This window comes from Tardiphaga sp. 215_C5_N2_1 (assembly GCF_052076055.1).
Classification (GTDB): Bacteria; Pseudomonadota; Alphaproteobacteria; order Rhizobiales; family Xanthobacteraceae; genus Tardiphaga; species Tardiphaga robiniae.
In genome coordinates, this window is record NZ_CP197240.1 from 2,421,581 (window position 1) to 2,446,057 (window position 24,477).

Consider the following 24,477-nt stretch of genomic DNA (forward strand, 5'->3'; position numbering starts at 1 on the left):
CGCAAGACGAAGTTGCAGCGCCCAGCAGTGTCCCGGAACTCAGCTTCGTGGCTTTACCTTACCTAAGATCCGATCCGCCTCGGTGCGCCAGTCGGCGCTGCGCGCGAAACCCGCCTCGCCCTTGGTGCCGAACAGCCCGTCTTCAGCGAGATCCGCGATCCAGCCCTGACGCTCGGCCGTGCCTTCGGCCGACCACGGCGTGAGCCCGATCTCGCGGACGGTCTCGGCGACCTCGCGGACTTCCTCGCTGCGGCGGCGACCGTGTTCGATGACGCGCTGAAAGAAATAGGCGCCCTGCTTCTCCCAGTCGATGCTCGGAAACGTCTCGACCAGCGAGGCGATCACCGCGTCCTCGACGCCATAGGCGCGCGCGGTCGTAAAGCTCTCGATCACCATGGCCTCGAGGCCCTTGATCATGATGCTGCGGCACATTTTGGTGGCCGAGGCGACGCCAAGCCTGTCACTGGCGACTTGCGCATCGAAGCCGATGGCATTGAGCAGCGGCGCGAGATCGCGCGCGCCGGTGCCGCCGAGCAGCAGCGGCACCCTGATGCGGTATGGCGGGATCGAGGTCATGACCGCGCCCTCGACATAGCGCCCACCGGCGCCATCGATCAACACGGCCGCACGCTGCTTGGCGCCGGGCGATGCCGAGTTGAAATCGAGAAACCACGCCTGCGGCTTCAGACCCGGCACACAAGCCTGCGCCGCCGGCACGGTCTGGCTCGCGGTAACAGCGCAGACGATGAAGTCGGCACGTGAGGCGAGATCGGCATGCGAGGATGCGAGCGTGACACCATGCGTCTCGGCGTGGTCGCGCAGCGCCCCGGCATCTGCGCCGTCGAGCTTGAGATCATAGGCGCTGACGCGGAGATCCTGCTTGCGCAGGTCTTCGGCGAGAATGCGCCCGACTTCGCCATAGCCGATCAGGCCGACGTGCCACTGGTTCGAATGTTCAGTCATATTGCCTATTGGACCTTGATGTTTGCCGCCTTCAGCACCGGTCCCCATTTGTCCGCTTCGGCATGCATGAACTTGTCGAAATCTGCGGGCGAGGAGCCGACCGGCGTGGCATCGATCTTCTTCAGCGCCGCCAGCACCACCGGATCCTTCAGCGCCGTCACCAGATCTGCATGGATCTTCGCCACGACATCGGCCGGCATGCCGGCAGGTCCGAGGAATCCCCACCACACCGCCGTATCATAACCGGCGACACCGGATTCGGCGACCGTCGGCACATTGGGCAGCGCCGCCGAGCGCGTCGCCGTCGTCACCGCCACGGCACGCACCGCGCCGCCTTCGAGCTGACCGACGATCTCGGGCAGCGGATTGATGCTCATGGGAATGTCGCCGGCAATCACCGCGGTGAGCGCAGGCGCACCGCCCTTGTAGGGAATAGAGACGATTTTCGTGCCGGCCATATGGTTCAGCAATTCGCCGGCAAGATGCGCCGAGGTGCCATTGCCCGACATGCCGTAGGACAGCGAGTCCGGCTTGGCTTTCGCCTGCGCCAGCAGCTCCTGCAGGTTCTTCGCCGGATTGTCCTTCGACACCACGATGGCCAGCGGCGAATAGGCGACTTCGCTGATCGCGGTGAAATCCTTGAACGTGTCGTAGGGCAGCTTCGGATAGAAGAACTGATTAAGCGGATGGCCCGACGCGACAAGGATCAGCGTGTAGCCATCGGGCGGCGACTTCGCGAGGGCCTGCGAGGCGATGATCCCGCCGGCGCCCGGACGGTTGTCCACCACCGGCTGCTGCCCCCAGGTCTTCGACAGCGACTGCGCAAAGGTCCGCGCCAGCACGTCGACCGCGCCGCCGGCCGCATAGGGCACCAGGATTGTCACCTGCTTGCTGGGAAACGTCTGGGCGTGCAGCGACGGGCTGGTGAAAGACAGCAGCGCAGCCGCCGTGGCGATGGCCAGTTTCATGGGCGCAAGCAAGGAAACAGGCAAAGACACGGGCATGGGTGGTCGTCCCTCTTGTAATATCGCGCAACAATCTCGTGTCGTTGCTACTTGATATAGCTACTTGGCTGTGGTCGCAGCGCGCAGTCCGGATCGTGCGATGGCCGCATCGACCAGTCCCTGCGCCTTCACATCCTCGGTGAATTTGCGGACAAATGCCATCCCCTCATCGCGCCCCTTGGGGATCGCGATGGCATGCCGCTCGACGCCCCAGCGTCCCTCCAGCACCTTCGCCCCCGGCGCCTGTTCGGCGAGTTCAAACAGTGTCGCCTTGTTGGTGGCGAACACATCGATGCTGCCGGCCATCAGCAGGCCGGGCGCAAGCCTGATGGCCGGCACGCGAACGACCTCGGCATTCTTCAAATCGCGCGACAGAACGGCATCGGATGAACTTCCGGCGGTGACGCCGACATGGACGCCTTTGACATCGACATCATCGGGCCCCGCAACCCTGGACTCTTTCGCGACGAGATACCCAAGATCGCTTTCCAGATAAGACGGGCCGAAATCCATGTCCTTCGCACGCGCGGCCGACGCATTGGTGAAGGCGGCATCGACCGCGCCTGTCTTCACCGCTTCGAGAACCTCGGCATTCCTGGAGAACACCACCGGCTCATAGGGCACGCCCAATTGGCGCGCGAGCTCCTTGCCGAGATCGTAACCGACACCACGCGGGCCTTCGGTTTGCGATACGAGAATAGACGTCGGTGTTCCCGGATAGAGCCCGACACGCAGCTTGCCTGATGGTGCGAGGATCTGCTTCGGCTCGAGATCGACGGCAACTGCAGGACCGGCAAACGCTGCCACCAGGAGAGCGATCGCCGCGATCTGCGCGGCAAGTTTGTTTCCAATCATTGCCACGCGCATCATCATCCTCCTAGATCGTCCGCCCAGCTTTGGCCCAATAGGGATCGCGCAGCCGGCGCTTGAAGATCTTGCCGGAGTCTTCGCGCGGCAGATTGCTCTGGATCTCCATCTGCTTCGGCACTTTGTAGTCGGCCAGCGCCTTCTTGAGGTCCGCGCGCACTGTCGCCAGGTCGAGCACCACGCCGGGCTGCGGCTCGATCACCGCCATCAGCGACTCGCCGAACTCCTCGTCGGGAATCCCGAACACCGCGCAGTCATGCACACCAGGCACGGCATGCAGTGCAGCTTCGATTTCGGCCGGATAGATATTGACGCCGCCGGAGATCACCATGTCGCGCTTGCGATCGCAGATGAAGACATAGCCGTCGGCATCGAGATAGCCGACATCGCCCGAAGTGATGAAACCGTCGCGGTCGATCTCGGCGCGCTTTTCGGGTTTGTTGTGATAGGTGAAATCCGGATTGCCTGATATGCGCGAATAGATTTCGCCGATCTCGCCCTGTGGCAGGATCTGGCCGTCGTCGCCGAGGAAGCGCAATTCCGCGCCGGGCGCGATCTTGCCGACGGTGCCGGGCTTCTTCAGCGCGTCTTCGGAATTCGCAAAGGTCACCGCGCCGGATTCGGTGGAGCCGTAGAATTCGTAGATCACCGGGCCCCACCAGTCGATCATCGCGGTCTTGACGTCGGCCGGGCACGGCGCGGCGGCATGGATGATGTGGCGCAGCGACGACATGTCGTACTTCTTGCGGATGTCCTCCGGCAGCTTCATCAGCCGGATGAACATAGTCGGCACCATGAAAATCGTGTCGATCTTCTCGTCCTGCACCACGCGCAGGAATTCTTCAGGATCGAAGCGCGGCATCATCACCAGCGCGCCGCCGAGGCGCCCGGCACGCAGCGCAAAGGCATTGGGCGCCGAGTGATAGAGCGGCCCGGGCAGCAAAGCGCGTGCACCGGGCTTGAGGCCATAGACGCGTGCACGCATCTGGTCGGCGGACGCCGCCTGCTCCGGTGTCGGCGCGAAACGGCGCACGCCCTTGGGATGACCCGTGGTGCCCGACGTGTAGATCATGTTGTGCGGCTGCGGCAGCGCGGGGCCGTCATAGGGCGCCTGCTCCTTGAGCCAGGATTCCAGATCGATAGCGCCGTCCGGGGTGCCGAGCCGTGCGGGATCGACCTTGTAGTTCGCGACGATCTCCGGCGGCGTCGGCACGCTCAGCGACACGATGCCCTGCGGGATCGCCTCGCGCAGCTGATGCAGCATATCGGCATGAGCGATCAGGACGTTGCTGCCGGAGTCCTTGACCACATAAGTGATCTCTTCCGGCTTGAAGTGCCAGTTCACCGGTACGCCGTACGCGCCGAGCTGCGCCACTGCATAGGCCGCTTCGAGAAACGCAATGTCGTTGCGCATCAGGATGCTGACGCTGTCGCCCTGCTTGACGCCAAGCCGCGACAACCCGCCGGCGATGCGGCTCGCACGTTCGGTCAGTTCGGCAAAGCCGCGGCGGCGATCGCCTGAGATGACGCCTTGGAAGAGGGAGTTTATCGACATGGATACGTTTCCAGATTTTTGTTTTTGATTTTTGATGAACTCTTCGCCGCCATTGCGAGGAGCCCTTGCGACGAAGCAATCCAGTCTTCGTTTGTGACTTTCTGGATTGCTTCGCCCAAAGAAAGTTGGAAGTCCAACTTTCTCAAGGCTCGCAATGACGGCTGAGAATGTCGCGGGCTAATCCACAAATTTCGGCGCACGCTTCTCGATATTCGCGCGCACGGCTTCGGTCTGGTTCGGTCCGCCCATCAGTTTCATCTGCTCGACGGATTCGGCGAGCAGCGCCGGACCGGGATCGATAGCGAGATTGTTGAGCATGCGCTTGGCGGCGCGGATCGCATCCGGGCTCTTGCCGGCGATCTCGCGCGCCGTCTCGAGCGCTGCGGCGCGCGGATCGTCGCAGATGCGCGTGGCGAGGCCGTAGCTCAGCGCTTCCTGTGCCGAGAAGATGCGGCCGGTGTAAGTGAGGTCGCGCAGGATGTCGTCGCGCACAAGCGAAGCGAGGATCGGCGTACCTGCCATGTCGGGCACCAGGCCCCATTTGATTTCCATGACGGACATGCGCGTGTCCGGCGCGAGAAAGCGCATGTCGGCACCGAGCGCGACCTGGAAGCCGCCGCCGAAGGCGACGCCATGCACAGCGGCAATCACCGGCACCGGCAATTGACGCCAGCCCCACACCGCCTGCTGGGAGTGATTGCAAAGACCGTGCGTGCGCAGCGCGAGGTCACGCTTCTGACCGCCGCCGATACCGTCGCCGCCGCTCTCATTCATCGCGGCGAATCGTCCCATGTCGAGGCCGGCGCAGAACGCCCGGCCCTCGCCGGACAGCACGACCGCGCGCAGGCCCTTCTCGTGGCTCAGGCGCTCGGCGGTATCGACCAATGCCGCAAACATCGCCGCATCCAGCGCATTCATCTTGTCCGCGCGGACCAGCCGAACATCGGCAACGCCATCCGTCATGGACACAGAGATGCGGTCTTCCATGGGTGGTTTCCTTCCTAGACTTGTTTTTCTTCCCGCTTTACACGCAAGCGGTATCGGGTTTAGTCAATCAACTAATTAACCCGTCCGCATCCTCTTAAAGCAGGACCCTCCCATGTTCAATCAGCAGCTCCTCGCAGGCCGAAAAATCCTCGTCACCGGCGGTGGCACCGGTCTCGGCAAATCGATGGCGGCGAAATTCCTCGAACTCGGCGCCGAAGTGCATATCTGCGGTCGCCGCAAGGCTGTATGCGACGAGACCGCAACCGAGCTGATGGCGGAATTTGGCGGCAAGGTCTCCAGCCACGGCGTCGACATCCGCGACGCCGTGGCTGTCGATGCGATGATCGAAGGCATCTGGGCCGATGGTCCCCTCACCGACCTGATCAACAACGCCGCCGGAAATTTCATCTCGCGGACGCAGGACCTGTCGGCGCGCGGCTTCGACGCGGTCGCCAACACGGTGATGCACGGCACGTTCTACATGACCCATGCGGTCGGCCGGCGCTGGATCGCCGACAAGGTGCCGGGCAATGTGGTCTCGATCACCGTGACTTGGGTGCGCAATGGTAGCCCCTATGTGGTGCCCTCCGCCATGAGCAAATCGGCGATCCATGCCATGACGATGTCGCTGGCCACCGAATGGGGCCGCTACGGCATCCGCCTCAACACCATCGCGCCCGGCGAAATCCCCACCGAAGGCATGAGCAAGCGCATCAAGCCCGGCGACGAGGCCGGTGCCCGCACCCGCGCATGGAATCCCATGGGCCGCGTCGGCAAGATGGAAGAGCTGCAGAATCTCGCTGTGTTCCTGATCTCCGGCGGCTGCGACTGGATATCAGGCGAGACCATCGCCATGGACGGCGCGCAGGCGCTCGCCATGGGCGGCAACTTCTATCAGCTGCGCGACTGGTCCGATGCCGAATGGATCCAGGCGCGCGACAGCATCAAGGCGCAGAACGAAAAGGACAAGGCGCAGCGGGGGTAAGGGCCGCAAAATAACTCGACCGGCAGCGAGGCTCTCCCATGCGGGAGGCCTCGCTTTGTTTTTTTTGATCAACGCGCAACCTGCAACCGCTCGCGCGCCACCCTCATGGCCTCGTCTTCGGATGCGACCACCGCGGAACTGATGCCGAACGCCTTCGTCGCAAGTGCCGACTGGGCCTCCACGAGAACGCGTGTGACGGCATTCGGCTCGACGGCAATGATGGCACGGCAAAGCAGCGCGAGCGTCGCTTTGTTGCGCTTGAGCCAAAGCCCCCTCGCCTTGCGATCTTCATGCGCCTCATCATGATGATGACTGGCCATGATCATGACGAAAGGCTGCTTGCGGCCGATGAGATCGTCCATCTCGACCTCCCACTGCGCCGCACTTCCCGGCTGAAGCTCATCATGCCGGACCCACACGATCGGGAAGGCCGCAACATCGTGAATGAGAAAGGCACCGCTATCGAGGCTCATCGTCGTCTCCTGACTGTTCGTTGATCCGCATGCGGAGATAGACCTCGTCGCTCAAACCCGTTAACGACATTCGGACGCAAAATAATGAGAACCGGCCAGGCTGGAGCGGTTCTGAAAAGGCATGGTGTCATGACCTCGCTCACCGAGCGCCTCGACGGACCATCCGCAATCGCTATCTGGGGCAGCGATGAGCCCGGTGATGCATTTCGGCTCGGCACCCGCGAACTCGACTGGCATCATCACCGCCGCGGCCAGTTGTTCTGTATCGAAAGCGGATTGATCCGCCTGCACACGAAACAGGGCTCGTGGCTACTGCCGCCGCAGCGCATCGGCTGGCTGCCGCCCGGGCTCCATCACAAGGTGACCCTGAGCGGTGTACTGAGCGGATGGGGCGTGCTCCTGACGCCGGCCGCGAGCCGGACATTGCCGTCGCAGCCCTGCGTCATGGGTGTCAGCGATCTCCTGCGCGCGCTCGTCAGGCGCGCTGCGGGTTGGACGAATGCGGATCGGCTCACGCCGGCGCAGACGCGCGTCGTGGCCTTGCTGCTCGACGAAATCCGCGGTGCGCCGCAGGAGCCGCTGCATCTGCCGATGCCGACGGATGTCCGCGCCTTGCGTATCGCCAATGCGCTGATCAGGCGGCCGCATGACGCGCGCACGCTGCATGAGCTTGGCGAATGGGCTGGCCTGTCGGAACGAACGGCACGTCGCATCTTCATGACGGAGACCGGCATGGGCTTCACGCAGTGGCGGCAGCAGGCGCGTCTCACGCTGGCGCTGGAACGGCTGGCCGCCAATGAACCCGTCGCGGATGTCGCCGAAGCGCTCGGCTATGCCACGTCCAGCAACTTCATCGCGATGTTTCGACGAGCGTTTGGCGAGCCGCCAGCGCGCTATTTTGCAAAACAGCGTAGGACGCGCAACGTCGGCTGAACGACCTCCCGGCACCTGTCTCACCGCACCGCAGCACCTTTCCCATCTTGTCAGCACAACCGGACGCCCTCACACTCGCCGCAACTAATAAACTGCGGGAGGGAGACACATGTCCGTTGCGGAAGCGGCCACGCTGGCCGATGTCATTCGCGTGCAAGCACAGACGCGCGGCGATTCAATTGCGCTGGTGTTCGAGGGCCGCGAGACCAGCTACAGATCACTCGATCGCAATGCCAACCGCGTCGCCAACGGGCTGATCGCGCTCGGCGTCAAGCCCAATGAGCGCATCGCCTATCTCGGCAAGAACAGCGACCTCTTCATCGAACTGCTGATTGGCGCCGTGAAGGCCAAGGTGGTGACGGCGCCGGTGAACTGGCGGCTCGCCGGACCGGAGATCGCCTTCATCGTTGACGACGCGAAGGCACAGGTGCTGTTCGTCGGACCGGAATTCGTCGATCTCGTACGCAGCCTCAAGCCACAAATGCCGGGCGTGCGTATCGTCATGACCATGGAAGGCGGCGCAACCGAGTGGCAAGATTTTACGGCCTGGCGCGACGCGCAGAGCGAGCGCGACCCGAACCTCACCATGACCAAGGACGATGTCGCGATCCAGCTCTACACGTCGGGCACGACAGGCAAGCCGAAAGGCGCGATGCTGTCGCATCAGAATTTCCTCTCACTGCTGCGCATCGGCGGCACCGACGAGAACCCTGACTGGAACGTCTGGACCGCCGACGACGTCTCGCTGGTGGCGATGCCGGTATTTCATATCGGCGGCGTCGGCTGGGCGGTGTTCGGCCTCTATCACGGCGCCAAGAGCGTGATCGCGCGGGAGTTCGATCCCAACAAGGCGCTCGATTTCTTCCGGGACTACGGCATCAGCAAACTGTTCCTGGTGCCGGCGGCGATGCAGTTCATCGTGCGGCAGCCGCGTGCGCGGGAGATGGATTTCAGCAAGTTGCGCTACATCATGTATGGCGCATCGCCGATCCCTGCCGCCCTGCTCAAGGAATGCATCAGCGTATTCGGCTGCGGCTTCGTGCAGATGTACGGGATGACCGAGACCACCGGTACCATCGTGGTGCTCGCCCCGGAAGATCACGTCGAGGGCCGCGACTGCATGCGTTCCGCCGGCAAGGCGCTACCGGGAATCGAAATCGCCATCCTCGATGTCGACGGCAAACAGCTGCCTATGGGCGAGGTCGGCGAGATCGCGACGCGCTCGGCGTCCAACATGGTCGGCTACTGGAATCTGCCGGACGCCACCGCGCGCACGCTCGGCCGCGACAACTGGCTGCGCACCGGCGACGCCGGCTATCTCGACAAAGACGGCTTCCTCTACATCCACGACCGTATCAAGGACATGATCATCTCCGGCGGCGAGAACATTTATCCCGCCGAAGTCGAGAGCGCGATCTGCGATCACCCGGATGTCGCCGAAGTCGCCGTCATCGGTATTCCCGACGATACCTGGGGCGAAGCGGTGAAGGCCGTGGTGGTGCTGAAGCCCGGCAAGGAGCTCGGCGCAACCGACCTGATGAAGTTCACGCGCGAGCGCATCGCGGGATTCAAGGCGCCGAAGACCATCGACTTCATCGCAGCATTGCCACGCAATGCATCGGGCAAGATCCTGCGACGGCAGTTGCGCGATCCCTATTGGGTGGGGAAAGAGCGGCAGGTGAACTGAGAACCTGTGTAGCTACCGCCTTATCTGTCGGCGCTGGGTATATCGATACAGCGAATGCGAGGAACGTCGTCATCTCGCTACCGCGCGGCTCCTCCGGGATCAGCCAATTTGCGTTTTCAGCTAATTGTCTGACGGAGACGTTGAGCGTAGCGTCATGACGGTCGACCGAACGGCTAGTGAACCTCGTGTGTCCGTTGTAGAGGCGCGAAGTCATGCGCGGCGAGATTCGTGACATCAGTTCAGGCAGGGGTAAGGACCCTGCCACCCCGCGCGTCGGAACGCCGCGTCGCCTTGCGGCGATCGTTGTGGGGGACATCTGCGGATATAGCCGCCTCATGGAACTCGACGAGGAAGAAACGCATGCGCGCGTCAAGCGCATCGAGCGTGACCTCATCGAGCCGAGCATTACCGAGCACGACGGCAAACTCGTCAAAAGGACTGGCGATGGATTCATTGCGATATTCGACAGTCCGGTCGAAGCCGTTCGGTGCGGCATCGTCATCCAGCAAAGCATGATCGGGCGCAACGCTGCGCTGCCGAAGAGTTCCTGGATCGAATATCGCATTGGCGTCAATCTGGGAGACGTGATCATCGAGCCAAATGACGTCTTCGGAGATGGCGTCAATATCGCTGCGCGCCTCGAGGGGATTGCCGACCCGGGCCAAGTGTACATCTCGGGTGGCATCTACGAGCAGATCAAGCACAAGCTCGTCTGCGGCTATGAATCGCTTGGAGATCGCAAGATCAAGAACATTACCGACCCGGTGCGCGTTTACCGGGTGCTTCCTGATCCCGCGGCATTCAACAAGGCACGGAAGCGGCGTGAACATGTTCTGATCGTTTCGTTTTGCGCCATCCTGCTGGCTCTCGCAGGCGCCGGCGTCTGGTACATGAGGGCTTACCCGCGCGGTGAAATCGGCAATCAGGCGTCAGCTCCCGCGGCGCCTCAGCAAGAGACAGGGAATGCAAGCACCCGATCAGCGCCCGCGCCCGCCGCCAAGCAAGCCCGGCCTGAACCTGCTCCGGCGGTAACGCCTGCCCCGCCCCCGCCGCCAGCACCACCAAAGCCGGTCATAGAGCCCGTCATGGTCCCGCTCCCTGGCGGGACCTTCGCGATGGGCAGCAATGACGACATATCGGAAAAGCCGATACACCAGGTCACGATCAAGCCCTTCGCTATCAGCAAGTATCCGGTCTCGGTTCGGGAGTGGAACGCGTGCGCTGCTGCGAATGCATGCGCGTTTCTGGTGACAGGGCGGGACGACATTCCGGTCACGGATGTGAGCTGGACCGATGCAAAACAGTTTGTCGCGTGGCTTGCGAAGGAAACGCAGAAAGCCTTCCGGCTCCCGAGCGAAGCGGAATGGGAATATGCCGCGCGTGGCGGCACACAAACGAAATACTGGTGGGGCGATCAGCTGCAGCCCGGCATGGCCAATTGCAAGAACTGCACGGATGCCACCGCCGAACAACCGCTCAAGCTCGGCAGCCTGAAGCCAAATCCATTCGGACTCTACGATATGGGTGGCGGCGTCAATCAATGGACAGAGGATTGCTGGCACAAGAACTATCAGGGTGCCCCGCAGAACGGCACGCCATGGGTCGAGAACGACTGCGTCTCACACGTCATTCGATCGGGCTCCTGGAAAAACGATGCGCGTTACGTCCGACCCGCAAGCCGCGATGGCTACGACACCAATGTGCGATATCCGACCCACGGCTTCCGGATTGCCATTTCGTCCTGAGACCGCCCCACAGGAAAGGATCCGTGATGAGGATCACCGGGCTCATCGTGTTGTCCGCCATGCTGTCAATGGCGCCCCTTGCAGTCCATGCGCAAGGAAAGTCCGCACCGAAGGATGCGGTCCTCTATTTCGTGTGGCCGCAGGACAAAGCGGTGATCAAGGGCGGGTTCTGGTGTCGTTTCGGTTTGCGGAACATGGGCGTCACTCATGCAGGCGATAATTTCCAGAACAGCGGCCATCATCATTTGCTGATCGATGTGAATGACCCGCTCGATCCCAAGGAACCGATCCCGCAGGACAAGTCGCATCTCCATTTCGGAGCGGGCCAGACCGAAGCACGCATCGAATTGCCCCCCGGCAAACATACGCTCCAGCTCGTGCTGGGAGACGGCGCTCATTATCCCTTCAACCCGCCAATCGTCTCGAACAAGATTACCGTGACAATCAAGTGAGCATGTTTCCGACGCGGAGATGCACGGCCTGCTCTGCCAGAAACACAAAAAAGGCCCGCTTGCGCGGGCCTTTCGAATTCATGTCGCTTGATCGCGTGTGGATCAGGCGCTCTTGGCGAACGACGTCGCCTTCGAGAAGTTGTCCTGCGCAGTCTTGGCACCTTCCGACACGAGCTTGCCGAGATATTCGGTCGACGCCTTGGCGCGCGAGCTCAGCACTTCGCCATGAGCACGCACGAGTTCGGTCTGCACCTGGAAGGCTTCGCTCAGCGATTTCGCCGAAGCGAGCTTGTCGATGCCAGCGAAGAACGACTGGACGTCCGCATAGAACGCGTCCTGAACGTTGCGGCTGATCTTGGTGGCTTCGCTGACCGAGTTCGACACAGCGGTCTCGATGGCGGAGGTCACCTTCTCGGAATTGGCCTGGAAGTCGGCGGCCTTGTCCTTGGCAGTGCCGGCAGCGCGCTTGACGAAGTCACGGGTCGCTTCGGGCACTTCCAGGTTCTGCAGCTTGGTGAACGCCTCAGTGACGGGCGCGAAAGCCTGCTTGACGTTGTTCAGCGCGGAATTGGTTTCGGTTTCGATCGTCATGTTCGTCTCCATCCTCGGGTTTCAGCCATCCTTGAAATAAGGCTCGGCTCTCCCCGTCCCGCCGTTGTGGGCCCGGGGTGCAACTTCTATGACATAGTAAATAATGCACTGCAACATCGATGGTGCATCGCAACATCACAAACCCGTGATATGCCCGGTAATCAGGCGGCGCCTGATGCATTAACGGGCTACCGCCAGAGCCCAGAAGCGGAAGACCAACTGACGTGTTGATTTAGCTTTATAATTTAGCATTTCGAGCCGGGAATTCTCCGGATATCCAACTGGGCAAGGCAAATGGCGCCTGCCCTTTAAGTCGGCAAACCGCGCCCGCAACGCTTCGGCGACCCCAGCCTTAAGTCGTGGGCCTGGCCCGTCTCCCGCCTCGCCTTTGCCATTGCATATTCGCCCCGCGCGCAGGCACACTCATCGGTAGAGCGCCGCAAAGGCGTCGGTGACCATGCGAGGGAGGGACGTATCATGGCGGAAGCCAGCAGGAAGCTGTCCTCAATGGACGCGTCGTTTCTGTATCTGGAAACGCCGGAGATGCCGATGCATGTCGGCAGCATGGCGATCTTTCGCCTGCCCGACGACTACAAGGGCGACTTCTTCGAGGACTTCAAGGCGATGATCGCCTCGCGCCTCCATGTGGCGCCGATCCTCAAGGCCCGGCTGGAAAAGGCCCCGCTGGATATCGATCACCCCTCCTGGGTCGAGGACGACCAGTTCGACATCGACCGTCATATTTTTCGCGGCAGCCTGCCCGCGCCCCATGACCGTCCCACGCTGGAGCGCATCGTCGGCTGGATGCATGCCAAGCTGCTGAACCGCGCCCGGCCGCTGTGGGAGTTCTATGTTTTCGAGGGCATGAAGGACAACGAGATCGGCCTATATTCGAAGATGCACCATGCCTGCATCGACGGCGGCGCCGGCGCGGCCCTCACCAGCATGATCTATGACGTGACACCGATCCCGCGCGAGATCGAGAAGCCGGAAGTGCGCGCCAAACAACGCCAGGAGCCGCGCGATATCGCCGCGAGCTTCATCGACTCCTACCAGCAGCTCTGGCGTCAACCGCTGGAGAATTCCGGAAAAGGCATCGAACTGCCACGCTCCGGCAAGAGCGATATCGGCTCGATCCTGTTCGACAACGCCATGTTCCAGATCGAGAGCGCGGTGAAATTCGCCGGCTCGATCCCGACCATGGTGAAGAGTGCCTCCGACGTGATGGCCAAAATCGCCGATCCCAAATCGCGCGACAGTCTCAACAGCATGCTGTCGCCGCCGACGCTGCTCAACAAAACCATCTCCTCGGAGCGCAGCTTTGCCGGCGTCTCAGTGCCGCTGTCGGCTGCCAAGGCTGTGGCCAAGCAGGCCGGCGGCAAGCTCAATGACGTGGTGCTGGCGCTCAGTAGCGGCGTGGTCCGGCGCTATCTCAAGGAAAAAGGCGCCCTGCCCGCCAAATCGCTGACTGCCGCAGTCCCGATCTCGCTGCGCGAGGAAGGCAACACGGATTCGAACAATCAGGTGTTTGGCATGATTTGCTCGATCGCCAGCAATATCGAGGACCCGAAGGAGCGGCTGGAAGCGATCATCGCGCAATCGACAAAATCCAAGGAGATGTCGCATCCGCTGCGCGCATTGATGCCGCAGGTCTCCAACATCTCGATGCTGGGCGCACCGATCATGGTGCAGATCCTGGCGCTGCTCTACAGCCGCACCAATCTCTCCGACGTGCTGCCGCCGGCGGCCAACATCACGGTCTCCAATGTGCCCGGGCCGCGGCAAACGCTCTACGCGGCCGGGGCCGAACTGCTGCACATCTTCCCGGTCTCCATCGCCACCCATGGGCTGGCGCTGAACATCACCGTGCAGAGTTATCGCGACCAGCTCGATTTCGGCTTCATTGCCGGCGCGAACATCATCCCGCATGTGCAGGTGCTCGCCGACATGATGCCGGACGAATTCGCGCTGCTGCAGGCGGCGTTTGCGCCGCCCGACGTTCTCAAGACCGCCAGCTAGGGAATAACCATGATTGAAATGCCCCCGTTGCAGTTCGCCAAGCTGAATGGCATTCGCATGGGATATTACGATGCCGGCCCCATGAGCGACACGCCGCCTGTGGTGCTGTGCCATGGCTGGCCGGAAATGGCGTTCTCCTGGCGGCATCAGATCAAGGCACTGGCTGCCGCCGGCATCCGCGTCATCGCGCCGGACCAGCGCGGTTATGGCGCGACGTCGCGCCCCGACGCCGTCGAGGATTACAGTATCGAACATCTCACCGGCGATCTCGTCGCATTGCTCGATCATCTCAAGATCGACAAGGCGATCTTCGTCGGCCACGACTGGGGCGGCTTCATCGTCTGGCAGATGCCGCTGCGGCATCGCGATCGCGTCGCCGGCGTGGTCGGCGTGAATACGCCGCACACCGATCGCGCGCCGGTCGATCCGTTGCAGATCTATAAAAAGCGCTTCGGCGAGACGATGTATATCGTCCAGTTCCAGGATCCCGCACGGGAGCCGGATCGCATTTTTGGCGAGAATGTCGACAAGGCGTTCGACTTCTTCATGCGCAAGCCGATGCCACGCAAACACGCGAATGTGGGCGAAGCGCCCGTCGGCGGCATCGGCGCGTCGTCAAAGACCAATCTGGCGTTTCCGCAGATGGTCGCTGCTTACGATCCCGGGAAGGACCCGCGCCAGAAGATTCTCTCCGACGAGGAAAAGAAGATCTTCGTCGACGCCTTCAAGGAATCCGGTTTCACCGGCGGCATCAACTGGTATCGCAACATGAGCGCCAACTGGGCGCGCGCCGAAGGGCTCGATCACACCGTGCGCGTGCCCTCGCTGATGATCATGGCGGAGAACGACGCGGTGCTGCCGCCGTCCTCCGCAGATGGCATGGAAAACATCATTCCCGATCTGGAGAAATATCTGGTGAAGGACAGCGGTCACTGGACCCAGCAGGAAAAGCCCGACGAGGTCAGCCAGGTGCTGATCGACTGGCGGCGAAGACGGTTTGGGTAAGAATGAAACCTTTCAACGTCATTGCGAGCGCAGCGAAGCAATCCAGAAAGCAACAAAGAAAAACTGGATTGCTTCGTCGCCAAGAGGCTCCTCGCAATGACGAAAGAGACGAAGCGACAGCGGGGAGAAGACGACCACATGCCATCCACCAACAAACTCGCCCCGATCCCGCATCCGCCGAAGAAGCCGGTGGTGGGCAACATGCTGTCGCTGGACGCCAATGCGCCGGTGCAGGATCTGGCGCGGCTGGCCAAGGAGCTCGGGCCGATCTTCTGGCTGGACATGATGGGCTCGCCCATCGTGATCGTCGGCGGCCATGATCTGGTGGACGAGCTCAGCGACGAGAAGCGCTTCGACAAGGCGGTGCGGGGCGCGCTGCGCCGGGTCCGCGCGGTCGGCGGCGACGGACTGTTTACGGCGGATACCAAGGAGCCGAACTGGACCAAGGCCCACAACATCCTGCTGCAACCTTTCGGCAACCGCGCGATGCAGTCCTATCACCCGAGCATGGTGGATATCGCCGAGCAGCTGGTGAAGAAGTGGGAGCGCCTCAATACCGACGAGGAAATCGACGTCGTCCATGACATGACGGCGCTGACGCTGGACACGATTGGCCTCTGCGGTTTCGACTATCGCTTCAACTCGTTCTACCGCAGCGACTATCACCCGTTCGTGGAATCACTGGTGCGCTCGCTCGAAACCATCATGATGACCCGCGGCCTGCCGCTCGAAAGTCTGTGGATGCAGAAGCGCCGCCGCGATCTCGCCGGCGACGTCGCCTTCATGAACTCCATGGTCGACAAGATCATTGCCGAGCGCCGCAAGAATGCCGAAGCGACCGAGGCCAAGAAGGACATGCTCGGCGCCATGATGACCGGCGTCGACCGCGCCACCGGCGAACAGCTTGACGACGTCAATATCCGCTACCAGATCAACACTTTCCTGATCGCCGGCCACGAGACCACGTCGGGTCTGCTGTCATGCGCGATCTACGCGATGCTGAAGCATCCGGAGGTGCTGAAGAAGGCCTATGAGGAAGTAGACCGCGTGTTCGGCCCCGATGTGAACGCCAAGCCGACCTATCAGCAGGTCACGCAGCTGCATTACATCACGCAGATCCTGAAGGAGTCGCTGCGGCTGTGGCCGCCGGCACCGGCCTATGGCATCGCGCCGGTGCAGGACGAGACCATCGGCGGCGGCAAATACAAGCTCCGCAAGGGCACCTTCGTCACCATCCTGGTGCTGGCGCTGCATCGCGATCCCTCGGTCTGGGGACCGAATCCGGATGCCTTCGATCCCGAGAATTTTTCGAAGGAAGCCGAAGCCGCACGGCCGATCAACGCCTGGAAGCCGTTCGGCAACGGCCAGCGTGCCTGTATCGGCCGCGGCTTCGCCATGCACGAAGCCGCGCTGGCGCTCGGCATGATCCTGCAGCGCTTCAAGATGACGGACCACAAGCGCTACCAGATGGTGCTGAAGGAAACGCTGACCATCAAGCCCGATGGTTTCAAGATCAAGGTGCGCCCGCGCCACGATCACGAGCGCGGCGCCTATGCCGGCCGCACAAACGTGGCCACCTCGGCTGCCGCGCCACTCGCGCCAGTTGCCACGGGTCGCGCGCGGCCCAGCCATAACACGCCGCTGCTGGTGCTGTACGGCTCCAATCTCGGCACCGCCGAGGAACTGGCGACACGCGTCGCCGATCTCGCCGAGGTCAACGGCTTTGCGACGAAACTCGCGCCGCTCGACGAGTTCGTCGGCAAGCTGCCGACTGAGGGTGGCGTGCTGATCTTCTGCGCGTCCTATAACGGCGCGGCGCCCGACAACGCCACGCAATTCGTCAACTGGCTCCGCACTGATCTGCCCAAGGATGCCTTCGCCAAGGTGCGCTACGCCGTGTTCGGCTGCGGCAACAGCGACTGGCTGGCGACCTATCAATCGATCCCGCGCACTATCGACGACAGACTGCGTGAACACGGCGCGACCAACGCCTATGTGCGCGGCGAAGGCGATGCGCGCGACGATCTCGACGGTCAGTTCGAGGACTGGTTTGCGAAACTGCGTCCGCTCGCGGTGAAGGAATTCGGCCTCGATACCGGCTTCGAGCGCAGCGCCGACGATGCGCCGCTCTATCAGATCGAACCTGTCGCGCCGAGCGCGGTGAACACCGTCGTGGCGCTCGGCGGCGTAGTCCCGATGAAAGTGCTGGGCAATCGCGAACTGCAGAACGGCGCATCCGATCGCTCGACGCGGCATATCGAGATCGAGCTTCCTGCCGGGACCAGCTACCGCGTCGGCGATCACCTCAGCGTGGTGCCGCGCAACGATCCCGCTTTGGTCGATGCAGTCGCGCGTCGTTTCGGCTTCCTGCCGGACGACCAGATCCGGCTGCAGGTCGCGACGGGCCGCCGCGCGCAATTGCCTGTCGGTGATGTCGTCTCGGTCGGTCGCCTGCTCACCGAATTCGTCGAGCTGCAACAGGTCGCCACCCGCAAGCAGATCCAGATCATGGCAGAGAACACCCGATGCCCGATGACCAGGCCGAAACTGCTCGGCTATGTGGGCGACGATCCCACTGCGAGCGAGCGCTATCGCAGTGACATCCTCGCCAAACGCAAATCGGTGTTCGACCTCCTCGAAGAACATCCGGCCTGCGAATTGCCGTTCCACACCTATCTGGAAATGCTGTCGCTGCTGGCGCCGCGCTATTATTCGATCTCGTCGTCGCCGCAAGGCGAGACGTCACACTGCAGCGTCACCACGGCGGTGGTCCAGGGCCCCGCGCGTTCCGGCCGTGGCATCTATCGAGGCGTCTGCTCCAACTATCTCAGTGGCCGCCGCGCCGGCGATACCGTGCATGCCATCGTGCGCGAGACCAAAGCGGGCTTCCGCTTGCCCGCCGATCCCGCGGTACCATTGATCATGATCGGACCCGGCACGGGCCTCGCGCCGTTCCGCGGCTTCCTGCAGGAACGCGCCGCACTCAAGGCGCAAGGTGCTACGCTTGGCCCGGCGCTGTTGTTCTTCGGCTGCCGCCATCCCGATCAGGACTTTCTGTATGCCGAGGAGCTGAAGGGTTTCGCTGCCGATGGTATCTGTGAACTACACACCGCCTTCTCGCGCGGCGATGCACCGAAGACCTACGTGCAGCACCTCATCACCCAGCAGAAGGACCGCGTCTGGGATCTTATCCAGCAAGGCGCCATTACTTATGTATGCGGCGACGGCGGCAAGATGGAGCCGGATGTGAAAGCGGCGTTGATGGCGATCCAGCGCGAGCGCAGCGGCGGCGATGACACTGCAGCGCTGGCCTGGATCGACGACCTCGGCACCCGCAATCGCTACGTGCTCGACGTCTGGGCCGGGAGCTAGCGAGAGGCTGATACCAGTTCCATTGTCACAATCGCTGTCACAAAAGCCCGCGCGCACTGTCACAATTGCCATACGCGCAATCTCTCATTAATCGCTGCGACGATTTGTTTGGCGCATGACGCGGTTGTCACTTTTTCGCAGGGACTTTCCGTGTCATATGTTTGACATGAGCCCACGTTCCGCCCGATCTCCCGAACCGATTGATGTCCCGTACGAGCCGCCACAGCTGGCGCGCGCGAACGGCATCGATATCTGTTACGACATCTTCGGCTATTCGGACGCGGAACCGATGGTGATGATCATGGGTCTCGGCGCCCAGATGATCCACTGGGACGACGACTTCTGCCGCGAATTGGCTAGCAATGGCTTTCGGGTGATCCGCTTCGATAACCGCGACATCGGCCTGTCCTCCAAGATGGCCGGCGGCAAGCCGTTCACTCTGTACGAACTGGCCAAGCTGCGTTTTCTCGGTACGCCCGTCTCCGCCCCCTACAAGCTGAGCGACATGGCGACCGACGTGGTGGCGCTGCTCGACGTGCTGCGCATCCGCTCCGCGCATGTGGTCGGCGCATCGATGGGCGGTATGATCGCGCAGGAAATGGCGATCACTTATCCGGAGCGCCTGCGCTCGCTGACCTCGATCATGTCGACCACCGGCAATCCGCGCCTGCCGCAGCCGAGCCGCGCGGTGTCACTGCTGCTGCTCAAGCCGCAGCCGACCGGCTATGAGGCGTTCCTTGAACGCTTCAAGCAGACCTGGCTGTTCCTGCGCGTTGGCAGCTTCCCCGACGACGAAGCCAGGGATCTTGACCGCGCCGAACGGACCTATGCGCGCGGCCTGAGCCCGGCCGGCGTCGGCCGGCAACTCCGCGCCATTCTCGCTTCGGGCAGCCGTAAAGAAAGACTCGCCACAGTCACCGCGCCGACGCTGGTGATCCACGGCAAGATCGATCCTCTGGTGCATCCGGCCGCCGGCCGCGACACGGCGGCGTCGATTCCCGGCGCAAAGCTGATGATGGTCGACCGGATGGGCCACGCTCTGCCGATCTCGATGTGGTCCCTGGTGATCGACGCCATCTCCCGGCATGCGCATGGGGCGAAACTGCAGCAGTCGCTGCAGGTCAATGCGCGCCGCGCGGGCTGAGCGCGCGCCTACTTCTTGTCCTTCGGCCGTGCAGCGCCGAGGCCGGCCATATTGGCGAACATCTCCTGGAAGCGCTCGCCCATCTTCGGATCGAACGAGAACCAGCTCTGCATGATCGACTCCGGCGAGAACTTGTCGATGTTGTCCATCATCTTTTTCTGCATCTGATCCATCATCGCCGACTGCATCGGCTGCACATCAGGCAGCCCCAGGAATTCGCGCGCCTCAAGCGGCGTACAGTCCACGGTGACGATCACTTTCATTATCAGCTCCTGACGCAAACCGGCCGCTCACGCGAACATGGCGGCGCAGCGGCAGTATCACCGCTGACGCCTACCCGATGCAAGCGATGTGACATTTACATTGCAGTTGCGAGATGTCAGCCGAAGCGTTCGGCCGCGAAGGCCTTGGGATCGGTGAACGGCGTGACGCCCATCACCATGTCCGCGATCAGACGGCCGGTCACCGGCCCCAGCGTGAAGCCATGATGCTGGTGGCCGAAATCGAACCACAGGCCCTTGTGGCGTAGCGCCTTGCCGATCACCGGCAGCATGTCCGGCAGGCATGGCCGCACGCCCATCCAGGGCTTCGCCTCGACCGGATTACCGAGCGGAAAGGTCTGCCGTGCGATCGGCAGCGCCCGCTCGATCTGCGCCGGCGTCGGCGGCGCATCGCGGAGCGCGAATTCGGCGCCGGTGGTCAGCCGGATGCCGCGATTCATCGGTGCCAGCAGATAGCCGCGATCGGCATCGAGAACCGGATGGCGCAGCACCGCATTGCCGGATGGCGCCAGATGGATGTGATAGCCGCGCTTGCTCTTGAGCGGGATGTTGTAGCCGAGCGGCCGAAACACCTGATCCGACCATGGCCCGAGCGCGACCACCACATCGCGCGCGACCAGCGCCCCGTTCGGCCCGGCCACGCGCCATTTGCCGTCGCTCTGCTCCAGCGTACGCGCATCGGCAGCGATAAAACGCCCGCCCTTGCGGATGAACAGCGCGGCATAGGCTTTGGCGAGACCGCCAGGATCTGGCACGAAGCCCGGCGACGTCCAGTGAATGGCACCGGCAAAATCGGTGGACAGGTTCGGCTCCTGCTCCGCAATGGCGGCGGCGTCCAGAACGTCGCCCGGCACGCCATAGGCGCGATGGCGCTCGAGATCCGCGATCCCCTTCGCGAGACTCGCCTCGGAGCGAAACGCGTTGATCCATCCCATCCGGCGCAGAAGCTCCGGCACGCCGGCCTCCGCGATCAGCGCCTCGTGCTCGGTCAGGCTACGCTGGATCAGCGGCAGCGCCGCCATCGCACTGCGGAGTGCTCCCTCAGGCGACGAGTTCAGGAAATATCTGACGATCCATGGTAGCATGCCGGGCAGCGCGTTGAGATGATAGTGCACCTCCGGCGCGCGGTTCAGCGCATATTTAAACAGCTTGGTGAGGTCGCGCGGCAGCATATAGGGAAAAATCGAACAGCACTGGATCAGCCCGGCATTGCCATAGCTCGTCTCCTCGCCGGCCTTCTCATGCCGGTCGACCAGCACCACGTTGCGGCCGCGCGCCTGCAGATGCAGCGCCGCCGACACACCGACCATACCTGCGCCGAGCACAAGCACATCAGCCTTGAGTTCCGCCATTCCTGCTCCGAAATCTTGCCGTTCTGGCGGTTCTGTTAGCGCTGTGTCGTGACCGAATGATGCACGCACGCAATGCGTAGAATTGCTTATATCCAATCCTAGCAAGGATTGCGCCAGCCACTTCATTGTGCAGCGCATAGCTGACAAATGCTGCTTGCGCAGCCAGCAATCTCCGCCAACAATGTGACACTCGCTCAACTGTCGGGCGGCCGCGTGGTGATGCAATCGCGGCAATGCAATGGAGAAGCTCAGTATGTCGATCCGTCAGACGTTGATTGCCGCCGCTGCATCGCTGATTGCCTTCGCCACATTTTCTGCCCCCACGCTGCCCGCTTCCGCACAAACGCTGCGCTATGCCAATCAGGGCGACCTGAAATCACTCGATCCCTATACGCTGCGCGAGACCACGACGATCGCCCATCACGGCCAGGTCTATGAAGGCCTCGTTGGACGCGGCAAGGATCTGCAGATCATCCCGGCGCTCGCCGAGAGCTGGGAAACACCGGAGCCGACGCGCTGGCGCTTCCATCTGCGCAAGGGTGTCAAATTCCACAATGGCGATCCCTTCACCGCCGATGATGTCGTGTTCTCCGCTGACCGCGTGCGCGCCAAGGGCTCCGACTTCACGACGGTCATTCCGGCCGATGCCAAGGTGCTCAAGATCGACGACTACACCGTCGATTTCGTGCTGACCAAGCCCAATCCCATCCTGACGTCGCAATGGGACGTCTGGTACATCATGGACAAGAAATGGGCGGAGGCGAACAATGCCAACGCGCCGACGCCTGCCGCGGCGACGTCGCCAAGCTTCGCGTCGTTGAATGCGAATGGCACGGGCCCTTTCACCATCGAAAGCCATCAGCCGGGCGTGAAGACCGTCTTCAAGGTCAATCCGAACTGGTGGGGCAAGCCCGAGCATAATCTCAAGGAGATCATCTTCACCCCGATCGCCTCCGATGCCACCCGCGTCGCGGCGCTGCTGTCCGGCGAAGTCGACATCATCGAGCCGGTGCCGGTGCAGGACATCGCCCGCGTCAATGGATCAGCCAACGCCGCCGTGATGGCCGGGCCGGAGCTGCGCACCATCTTCCTCGGCATGGACCAGATTCGCGACGAGCTGCTGTTCTCGAACATCAAGGGCAAGAATCCGTTCAAGGACATCCGCGTCCGCGAGGCCTTCTACAAGGCCATCGACATCGAACTGATCAAGAGCCGCGTCATGCGCGGACTGTCGACACCATCCGCCTTGATGATCGCGCCGCCGCTGTTCAAGCTCTCCGGCGACTTCACGCGGCCGAAGTATGACGCCGACGGCGCCAAGAAACTGCTGGCCGATGCCGGCTATCCCGACGGATTCGAAGTCGGCATGGATTGCCCGAATGATCGCTATGTCAACGACGCCGCGATCTGCCAGGCCGTGGTCGGCATGCTCGCGCGCATCGGAGTCAAGGTGATCCTGAACGCGCAGCCGAAGGCGCTGTATTTTGCCAAGGTCTTCAAGACCGGCGGCTTCAACACCTCATTCTATCTGCTGGGCTGGACACCGGGCACGCAGGATTCGCACAATGTGATGCATGACATCATGGGCTGCCGCGACGATCCCGCGAGCCCGCGCGGCGCCACCAATCTCGGCGGCTATTGCAACAAGCAGTTCGACGCCCTCACGGATCAGGTGCTGCAGGAGACCGACACCGCCAAGCGCGACCAGCTCATCAAACAGGCCTATGAGATCGCCGCCAAGGACTGGGCCTATATCCCGCTGCATCAGCAGGCGCTGGCCTGGGGCGTCTCCAAGAAGGTGAAGATCGTGCAGCGCCCCGACAACCAGGTGCTGCCATACTGGGCGGTGAAGTCGGAATAGGTTTGGCATCCGCGTGGAAGGCCAGGTCGCCCCGATCTCAGTCCTCATCCTGAGGAGCGGCGCCTTCGCCGCGTCTCGAAGGATAGTGGCCTGCATTATCTCATGGTTCGAGACGGCGCTGAAGAAGCGCCTCCTCACCATGAGGTCCCAGATGTTTCAATAACAGAAAGCGAAATAGCCCATGCTCGCTTTCATCCTGCGCCGCGCCTTGCAGTCCATTGGTGTGATGATCGCCGTCGGCATCATCGCCTTCACCATGTTCCGCTTCGCCGGCGACCCCGTGAACCAGATGGTGGCCATCGACACCACGCCGGCGCAGCGCGCCGAGGTGCGCGCGTCGCTCGGCCTCGACGACCCCGTCCCGGTGCAATTCGCGCGCTACTTCATCAATGCCGTGCAGTTCAAGTTCGGCGTCTCCTACCAGTTTCGTCAGCCGGTCTCCGCGCTGCTGAAGGAGCGCATGCCGGCGACGCTGGAGCTCGCCACCTGCGCCACCGTGATCGCCATGGTGTTCGGCATTCTGATGGGCATCTATTCGGCGCTGCGGAAGGATTCGTTCTTCGCCAAGGTGTTGCAGGCGGTATCGCTGATCGGCATCTCGCTGCCGACCTTCCTGATCGGCATTCTGCTGATCTATCTGTTCGCGGTCACTCTGGGCTGGCTGCCCTCCTTCGGGCGCGGCGACGTCGTGAAATTCGGCTGGTGGACCACCGGCTTGCTGACAATCTCCGGCCTGAAGGCGCTGATCATGCCATCGGTCACGCTCGGCCTGTTCCAGATGACGCTGATCATGCGCCTCGTCCGCGCCGAGATGCTGGAAGTGCTGCGCACCGACTATATCCGCTTCGCACGCGCCCGCGGGCTGACCACGCGGGCGATCCATTTCGGTCATGCGCTCAAGAACACGCTGGTGCCGGTCATCACCGTGGCCGGGCTGCAATTCGGCTCGGTCATCGCCTTCGCCATCATCACCGAGACCGTGTTCCAGTGGCCGGGCATGGGGCTGCTATTCGTGCAGGCCGTGCAGAATGTCGATATCCCGATCATGGCGGCCTATCTCCTGGTGGTGTCGCTGATCTTCGTCACCATCAACCTGATTGTGGACATCCTCTACACCGTCGTCGATCCGCGCCTGCGCGCGACGATCAACCGGCCGGCATGAGGGGGTGATGATGAATCCAGACCTTCGCCACCTTACCGC

At 62.4% G+C, this 24,477-nt stretch carries 20 protein-coding genes and 1 pseudogene; 12 read left to right on the forward strand and 9 right to left on the reverse strand.

Annotation, left to right across the window (positions count from 1 at the left end):
- Positions 1–39 precede the first annotated feature (39 nt).
- The 5 genes from AB7828_RS11615 to AB7828_RS11635 all read right to left on the reverse strand — a co-directional run bounded on the left by AB7828_RS11615 (position 40) and on the right by AB7828_RS11635 (position 5,376).
- Positions 40–963, reverse strand: coding sequence for a DUF1932 domain-containing protein (locus AB7828_RS11615; protein WP_441230207.1), 924 nt, complete (start codon positions 961–963; stop codon positions 40–42).
- A gap of 5 nt (positions 964–968) precedes the next feature.
- Positions 969–1,967, reverse strand: coding sequence for a tripartite tricarboxylate transporter substrate binding protein (locus AB7828_RS11620; protein ID WP_439066776.1), 999 nt, complete (start codon positions 1,965–1,967; stop codon positions 969–971).
- A 60-nt stretch (positions 1,968–2,027) separates the two neighbouring features.
- The gene (locus AB7828_RS11625) at positions 2,028–2,822 is read right to left on the reverse strand and encodes a transporter substrate-binding domain-containing protein (RefSeq protein WP_441232232.1); all 795 of its coding nucleotides are present in this window, start codon (positions 2,820–2,822) and stop codon (positions 2,028–2,030) included.
- Between the two features lie 22 nt (positions 2,823–2,844).
- Positions 2,845–4,389, reverse strand: coding sequence for an acyl-CoA synthetase (locus tag AB7828_RS11630; RefSeq protein ID WP_441230208.1), 1,545 nt, complete (start codon positions 4,387–4,389; stop codon positions 2,845–2,847).
- A 177-nt stretch (positions 4,390–4,566) separates the two neighbouring features.
- The gene (locus AB7828_RS11635; protein WP_441230209.1) at positions 4,567–5,376 is read right to left on the reverse strand and encodes a crotonase/enoyl-CoA hydratase family protein; all 810 of its coding nucleotides are present in this window, start codon (positions 5,374–5,376) and stop codon (positions 4,567–4,569) included.
- A 112-nt stretch (positions 5,377–5,488) separates the two neighbouring features.
- On the opposite strand from AB7828_RS11635, the gene AB7828_RS11640 reads away from it, so the two are divergent.
- Positions 5,489–6,361 (forward strand): SDR family oxidoreductase, encoded by an 873-nt coding sequence (locus tag AB7828_RS11640; RefSeq protein ID WP_441230210.1) that lies wholly within the window; start codon positions 5,489–5,491, stop codon positions 6,359–6,361.
- A gap of 68 nt (positions 6,362–6,429) precedes the next feature.
- Here AB7828_RS11640 and AB7828_RS11645 read toward each other — a convergent pair whose 3' ends face one another.
- Entirely contained in the window at positions 6,430–6,834 is a 405-nt protein-coding gene (locus AB7828_RS11645; RefSeq protein WP_089265118.1) for a hypothetical protein, read from the reverse strand.
- Positions 6,835–6,963: 129 nt separating this feature from the next.
- Between AB7828_RS11645 and AB7828_RS11650 the strand changes: the two genes are divergently transcribed.
- The 5 genes and pseudogenes from AB7828_RS11650 to AB7828_RS11670 all read left to right on the forward strand — a co-directional run bounded on the left by AB7828_RS11650 (position 6,964) and on the right by AB7828_RS11670 (position 11,651).
- On the forward strand, positions 6,964–7,767 hold the full coding sequence (locus tag AB7828_RS11650) for an AraC family transcriptional regulator (RefSeq protein WP_441230211.1): 804 nt from the start codon (positions 6,964–6,966) through the stop codon (positions 7,765–7,767).
- Positions 7,768–7,876: 109 nt separating this feature from the next.
- Positions 7,877–9,454: a fatty acid--CoA ligase gene (locus AB7828_RS11655; protein ID WP_441230212.1), complete on the forward strand. Its 1,578-nt coding sequence runs from the start codon at positions 7,877–7,879 to the stop codon at positions 9,452–9,454.
- Positions 9,455–9,789: 335 nt separating this feature from the next.
- Positions 9,790–10,101 (forward strand): annotated as a pseudogene (locus AB7828_RS11660) (adenylate/guanylate cyclase domain-containing protein); the annotation flags it as partial.
- 438 nt (positions 10,102–10,539) lie between these two features.
- A complete protein-coding gene (locus tag AB7828_RS11665) occupies positions 10,540–11,199 on the forward strand; it encodes a formylglycine-generating enzyme family protein (RefSeq protein WP_441232233.1) in 660 nt (219 codons plus the stop codon).
- Between the two features lie 59 nt (positions 11,200–11,258).
- A complete protein-coding gene (locus AB7828_RS11670; RefSeq protein ID WP_441232234.1) occupies positions 11,259–11,651 on the forward strand; it encodes a DUF4399 domain-containing protein in 393 nt (130 codons plus the stop codon).
- 102 nt (positions 11,652–11,753) lie between these two features.
- Here AB7828_RS11670 and AB7828_RS11675 read toward each other — a convergent pair whose 3' ends face one another.
- A complete protein-coding gene (locus AB7828_RS11675) occupies positions 11,754–12,242 on the reverse strand; it encodes a phasin family protein (protein ID WP_309948091.1) in 489 nt (162 codons plus the stop codon).
- Between the two features lie 477 nt (positions 12,243–12,719).
- Here AB7828_RS11675 and AB7828_RS11680 point away from each other — a divergent pair, with 477 nt between their 5' ends.
- The 4 genes from AB7828_RS11680 (at position 12,720) to AB7828_RS11695 (ending at position 19,782) form a co-directional block, all read left to right on the forward strand.
- Entirely contained in the window at positions 12,720–14,261 is a 1,542-nt protein-coding gene (locus AB7828_RS11680; RefSeq protein ID WP_439066783.1) for a WS/DGAT/MGAT family O-acyltransferase, read from the forward strand.
- Positions 14,262–14,270: 9 nt separating this feature from the next.
- Positions 14,271–15,266, forward strand: coding sequence for an alpha/beta fold hydrolase (locus AB7828_RS11685; protein ID WP_441230213.1), 996 nt, complete (start codon positions 14,271–14,273; stop codon positions 15,264–15,266).
- A gap of 138 nt (positions 15,267–15,404) precedes the next feature.
- On the forward strand, positions 15,405–18,638 hold the full coding sequence (locus AB7828_RS11690) for a bifunctional cytochrome P450/NADPH--P450 reductase (protein WP_441230214.1): 3,234 nt from the start codon (positions 15,405–15,407) through the stop codon (positions 18,636–18,638).
- Positions 18,639–18,804: 166 nt separating this feature from the next.
- Complete coding sequence (locus tag AB7828_RS11695) at positions 18,805–19,782, forward strand: alpha/beta hydrolase (protein ID WP_231079954.1); 978 nt, start codon at positions 18,805–18,807, stop codon at positions 19,780–19,782.
- Between the two features lie 8 nt (positions 19,783–19,790).
- Here the strand turns inward: AB7828_RS11695 and AB7828_RS11700 are convergent, their stop codons facing one another.
- Both AB7828_RS11700 and AB7828_RS11705 read right to left on the reverse strand, forming a co-directional pair.
- Positions 19,791–20,045, reverse strand: coding sequence for a DUF6489 family protein (locus tag AB7828_RS11700; RefSeq protein ID WP_089265127.1), 255 nt, complete (start codon positions 20,043–20,045; stop codon positions 19,791–19,793).
- Between the two features lie 116 nt (positions 20,046–20,161).
- Entirely contained in the window at positions 20,162–21,415 is a 1,254-nt protein-coding gene (locus tag AB7828_RS11705; RefSeq protein WP_441230215.1) for an NAD(P)/FAD-dependent oxidoreductase, read from the reverse strand.
- 253 nt (positions 21,416–21,668) lie between these two features.
- Here AB7828_RS11705 and AB7828_RS11710 point away from each other — a divergent pair, with 253 nt between their 5' ends.
- The gene (locus AB7828_RS11710; protein ID WP_439059269.1) at positions 21,669–23,276 is read left to right on the forward strand and encodes an ABC transporter substrate-binding protein; all 1,608 of its coding nucleotides are present in this window, start codon (positions 21,669–21,671) and stop codon (positions 23,274–23,276) included.
- A 181-nt stretch (positions 23,277–23,457) separates the two neighbouring features.
- Positions 23,458–24,438, forward strand: coding sequence for an ABC transporter permease (locus AB7828_RS11715; RefSeq protein ID WP_175366524.1), 981 nt, complete (start codon positions 23,458–23,460; stop codon positions 24,436–24,438).
- Positions 24,439–24,477 lie beyond the last annotated feature (39 nt).

Bases quoted from the DNA above. Each gene is read 5' to 3' on its own strand.
- AB7828_RS11635 (WP_441230209.1), bottom strand. From the start codon at position 5,376: ATGGAAGACCGCATCTCTGTGTCCATGACGGATGGCGTTGCCGATGTT.
- AB7828_RS11705 (WP_441230215.1), bottom strand. From the start codon at position 21,415: ATGGCGGAACTCAAGGCTGATGTGCTTGTGCTCGGCGCAGGTATGGTC.
- AB7828_RS11625 (WP_441232232.1), bottom strand. From the start codon at position 2,822: ATGATTGGAAACAAACTTGCCGCGCAGATCGCGGCGATCGCTCTCCTG.
- AB7828_RS11645 (WP_089265118.1), bottom strand. From the start codon at position 6,834: ATGAGCCTCGATAGCGGTGCCTTTCTCATTCACGATGTTGCGGCCTTC.
- AB7828_RS11655 (WP_441230212.1), top strand. From the start codon at position 7,877: ATGTCCGTTGCGGAAGCGGCCACGCTGGCCGATGTCATTCGCGTGCAA.
- AB7828_RS11690 (WP_441230214.1), top strand. From the start codon at position 15,405: ATGCCATCCACCAACAAACTCGCCCCGATCCCGCATCCGCCGAAGAAG.
- AB7828_RS11695 (WP_231079954.1), top strand. From the start codon at position 18,805: ATGAGCCCACGTTCCGCCCGATCTCCCGAACCGATTGATGTCCCGTAC.
- AB7828_RS11615 (WP_441230207.1), bottom strand. From the start codon at position 963: ATGACTGAACATTCGAACCAGTGGCACGTCGGCCTGATCGGCTATGGC.
- AB7828_RS11640 (WP_441230210.1), top strand. From the start codon at position 5,489: ATGTTCAATCAGCAGCTCCTCGCAGGCCGAAAAATCCTCGTCACCGGC.
- AB7828_RS11665 (WP_441232233.1), top strand. From the start codon at position 10,540: ATGGTCCCGCTCCCTGGCGGGACCTTCGCGATGGGCAGCAATGACGAC.
- AB7828_RS11620 (WP_439066776.1), bottom strand. From the start codon at position 1,967: ATGCCCGTGTCTTTGCCTGTTTCCTTGCTTGCGCCCATGAAACTGGCC.
- AB7828_RS11685 (WP_441230213.1), top strand. From the start codon at position 14,271: ATGATTGAAATGCCCCCGTTGCAGTTCGCCAAGCTGAATGGCATTCGC.
- AB7828_RS11710 (WP_439059269.1), top strand. From the start codon at position 21,669: ATGTCGATCCGTCAGACGTTGATTGCCGCCGCTGCATCGCTGATTGCC.
- AB7828_RS11680 (WP_439066783.1), top strand. From the start codon at position 12,720: ATGGCGGAAGCCAGCAGGAAGCTGTCCTCAATGGACGCGTCGTTTCTG.
- AB7828_RS11650 (WP_441230211.1), top strand. From the start codon at position 6,964: ATGACCTCGCTCACCGAGCGCCTCGACGGACCATCCGCAATCGCTATC.
- AB7828_RS11715 (WP_175366524.1), top strand. From the start codon at position 23,458: ATGCTCGCTTTCATCCTGCGCCGCGCCTTGCAGTCCATTGGTGTGATG.
- AB7828_RS11670 (WP_441232234.1), top strand. From the start codon at position 11,259: ATGCTGTCAATGGCGCCCCTTGCAGTCCATGCGCAAGGAAAGTCCGCA.
- AB7828_RS11675 (WP_309948091.1), bottom strand. From the start codon at position 12,242: ATGACGATCGAAACCGAAACCAATTCCGCGCTGAACAACGTCAAGCAG.
- AB7828_RS11700 (WP_089265127.1), bottom strand. From the start codon at position 20,045: ATGAAAGTGATCGTCACCGTGGACTGTACGCCGCTTGAGGCGCGCGAA.
- AB7828_RS11630 (WP_441230208.1), bottom strand. From the start codon at position 4,389: ATGTCGATAAACTCCCTCTTCCAAGGCGTCATCTCAGGCGATCGCCGC.